The 3,694-nt window shown below is 64.9% G+C and carries 2 protein-coding genes and 1 pseudogene; 2 read left to right on the top strand and 1 reads right to left on the bottom strand.

Annotated features, from left to right (window positions below; translation table 11 throughout):
- Positions 1-102 precede the first annotated feature (102 nt).
- Positions 103-2,100 carry an APC family permease gene (locus tag RHBS_RS25565; protein WP_121872443.1) on the bottom strand — a complete coding sequence of 666 codons (1,998 nt, stop codon included), beginning with the start codon at positions 2,098-2,100 and terminating at the stop codon, positions 103-105.
- A gap of 177 nt (positions 2,101-2,277) precedes the next feature.
- Here RHBS_RS25565 and RHBS_RS25560 point away from each other — a divergent pair.
- A pseudogene (locus RHBS_RS25560) lies at positions 2,278-2,942 on the top strand (TrkA family potassium uptake protein).
- A gap of 49 nt (positions 2,943-2,991) precedes the next feature.
- Positions 2,992-3,651 (top strand): TrkA family potassium uptake protein, encoded by a 660-nt coding sequence (locus RHBS_RS25555; protein ID WP_032397923.1) that lies wholly within the window; start codon positions 2,992-2,994, stop codon positions 3,649-3,651.
- Positions 3,652-3,694: the final 43 nt, after the last annotated feature.

Raw genomic sequence — 3,694 nt, 5'->3', positions numbered from 1 at the left:
GACGCACGAACACCACCCGGCCGTCGTGGCGGGCCACGCAGAACCCGCCGTGCCCGGGCGCGCCGAGTTCGACCTCGAGTAGCTGCCCGAACCAGCTCTCGCTCACTTGCCCACCGGCGGCTCGTAGCCGCGACGCGAGGCACCGGGTGCATTGCCGAGCACCTCACGCTTGGCCTTCTCGGAAGACCGAAGTTGCCACGGCACGCTGGTGACCATCACTCCCGGCTGGAACAGCAGTCGAGACTTCAGTCGCAACGCGCTCTGATTGTGCAGAACCTGCTCCCACCAGTGACCGACGACGTACTCGGGAATGAAGACCGTGACGACGTCACGAGGCGAGTCGCGGCGAACTCGCTTGACATAGTCCAGGACCGGCTTGGTGACCTCTCGGTAGGGCGATTCGACGACCTTGAGCGGCACCGAAACGTCGCTGGCCTCCCACTGCCGAACCAGGGCGCGGGTATCGGCCTCGTCGACGTTGACCGTCACCGCTTCCAGAGTGTCCGGCCTGGTCGCCCTGGCGTAGGCCAAGGCGCGCAGGGTCGGCATGTGCAGCTTGGACACCAACACGATCGAGTGCGTGCGGCTGGGCAGGACTCCGTCCCATTCCTCGTTCTCGAGCTCGCGGGCAACGGTGTCGTAGTGCTTCCTGATCATTCGCATCAGCACGAAGATCGCCACCATGGCCACGATCGCAATCCAGGCACCGGCGGCGAATTTCGTGATCAACACGATCACCAGCACCGTTCCGGTCATGGCGAGACCGACACCGTTGATCACGCGCGAGCGCTGCATGCGCCGCCGTTGCTCGGGATCGGTCTCGGTGGCCAACAGCCGCGTCCAGTGCCGAACCATGCCGGTCTGGCTGAGGGTGAACGAGACGAACACGCCCACGATGTAGAGCTGAATGAGCTTGGTGACCTCCGCCCCGAACACGACGACGAACGCGATCGCAGCTCCGGACAAGAAGAGGATGCCGTTGCTGAAAGCCAGCCGGTCGCCGCGCGTGTGCAGCTGGCGGGGCAGGTAACGGTCCTGTGCCAGCACCGAACCGAGCACCGGGAAGCCGTTGAACGCGGTGTTGGCCGCGAGTACGAGAATCAGTGCGGTCACGGTGGTGATGAAGAAGAAGCCCGCGGGAAAACCACTGAAGACGGCCTCCGCCAGCTGCGCGATCAGCGTCTTCTGCTGGTACCCCTCCGGCGCTCCGACCAGCTGGATGTCAGGGTCGAGGGCGTACTTGATGCCGATCTTCTGCGCCAGCACGATGATGCCCATCAGCAGCGTGATCCCGATCGCGCCGAGCAGCAGCAGTGTGGTTGCAGCATTGCGAGACTTCGGCTTCTCGAACGCAGGCACCCCGTTGCTGATGGCCTCGACTCCGGTCAATGCCGCGCAACCGGAGGAGAAGGCCCGCGCGATGAGGAATGCGAACGCGATGCCGTACAGGTGTGAATCCTCGGCCTTCAGATCGAAGCCCGCCGACTCGGCGTGGATGTCGTCGCCGAGAACGTAGACCCTGAACAGCCCCCACCCCAGCATCAGGACCATGCCGCCCATGAAGGCGTAGGTAGGGATGGCGAACGCGGCCCCGGACTCTCGAATGCCACGCAGATTGATCGACGTGATGAAGGCGATGGCCACCACGGCGAACAACACTTTGTGCTCGGCCACGAACGGGACCGCCGACCCGATGTTCGACGCGGCCGCCGAGATCGACACCGCGACGGTGAGCACGTAGTCGACCAGCAACGCGCTACCGACCGTCAATCCGGCCGCGGGGCCGAGGTTGGTGGTGGCAACCTCGTAGTCTCCGCCGCCGGAGGGATAGGCGTGCACGTTCTGTCGATAGCTGGCCACCACCACCGCCATCACCACACAGACGGCGAGACCGATCCACGGGGTGAACGCGAGTGCCGAGATGCCCGCGACCGAGAGCACGAGAAAGATCTCTTCGGGTGCATACGCAACCGAGGACATGGCGTCCGAGGCGAACACCGGCAACGCGATTCGCTTGGGAAGCAACGTATGACCGAGCTTGTCGCTGCGGAACGGCTTACCGAGCACTAGCCGCTTGGCGGCAGTCGAGACCTTGGACACGCTGAGAAGCGTAGGCCGTCCTCCTGTGGACGTCTCAACCACGCGCCTGAAACGGTGTCGGAGCGCACCCTCGGTCGATCCGGCGACGAATCCCCGATACGTTGGTGCACGCATGCCCATCGTGGCAGTGTCGATCGGCAGTGTGGTCGGCAATCGAGATCGGGACGGAGCAGGGCGTTGTACGTAGTCGTGATGGGATGTGGCCGCGTCGGTGCATCGCTGGCCGGTGCACTCGAGCGCATCGGCCACGAGGTAGCGATCATCGACCGCGACCCGACAGCATTCCTGCGCCTCGATCCCGACTTCGGCGGACATCGCGTCGTCGGCATGGGTTTCGACCGAGATGTGTTGGTGAGCGCAGGAATCGAGAAGGCCGAGGCCTTCGCGGCCGTGTCGTCCGGCGACAACTCGAACATCATCTCCGCGCGCGTCGCGCGAGAGACGTTCGGTGTCGACAAAGTGGTCGCAAGGATCTACGACGCCAAGCGCGCCGCCGTCTACGAACGCCTCGCATCCCGACGGTCGCCACCGTCCCCTGGGCCACCGATCGTTTTCTGCACAACCTGCTCCGCGACGACCCCACCACCAAGTGGCGCGATCCGTCGGGCAGTGTCGCCGTCGTCCTTCTCGACTTCCACGACGCCTGGATCGGTAAGAAGCTCTCCGTACTCGAAGACGCAACCAACTCGCGCGCGGCGTTCGTCATCCGATTCGGCGGCGGACTGCTACCGGACAAGCGCACCGTGATCCAAGCCGGTGACGAGGTGTACGTCGCCGCGGTCTCGGGCACCGTCGCCGAAGCCATTGCGCTGGCGGGCAACCCGCCGCCCTCGGACGATTGATGCACGCGCGCACGTTCCCCACCTCCCCCATCGACCCGAACGGGAAGCCATGAAAGTCGCCATCGCCGGAGCCGGCGCAGTCGGCAGATCCATCGCACGCGAGTTGATTCGCAGTGAACACGATGTGATGCTCCTCGAACGCAAGCTCGACCACGTCGATCAGGCCGCCATCCCGGAAGCGGAATGGGTGCTGGCCGACGCGTGCGAGTTGAGTCTGCTCGAAGCCGCCCACCTCGAGAACTACGACGTGGTGATCGCTGCCACCGGCGACGACAAAGCCAACCTGGTGCTCAGTTTGCTGGCCAAGACCGAGTTCGGCGTGAATCGCGTGGTGGCCCGGGTCAACGATCCGCGCAACGAATGGCTGTTCGATGCCGCGTGGGGCGTCGATGTCGCAGTGTCGACGCCGCGCATGCTCGCGTCCCTGGTCGAGGAAGCCGTGTCGGTGGGCGACCTGGTTCACCTGATGACGTTCCGCAAGGGTCAGGCCAACCTCGTCGAGATCACGCTTCCGGAGAACACACCCCTGGCGGGCAAGCCGGTCCGCAAGCTCCAATTACCCAGGGACGCAGCCTTGGTGACGATTCTGCGCGGCGGTCGAGTGATCGTTCCGCAGCACGACGATCCACTCGAGGGCGGCGACGAGCTACTGTTCGTCGCGGCCAAAGAGGTGGAGAACGAATTACGCGCCGCTGTCGGCCTGATCTGACGGCAGCCGCTCCCGGCTGCGGTCCGCGCTCGACTCAGCGTCG

Source organism: Rhodococcus sp. BS-15, from assembly GCF_000813105.1.
GTDB lineage: Bacteria > Actinomycetota > Actinomycetes > Mycobacteriales > Mycobacteriaceae > Rhodococcoides.
This window is presented reverse-complemented; position numbering and strand designations above follow the sequence as displayed.

Bases quoted from the DNA above. Each gene is read 5' to 3' on its own strand.
- RHBS_RS25555 (WP_032397923.1), top strand. From the start codon at position 2,992: ATGAAAGTCGCCATCGCCGGAGCCGGCGCAGTCGGCAGATCCATCGCA.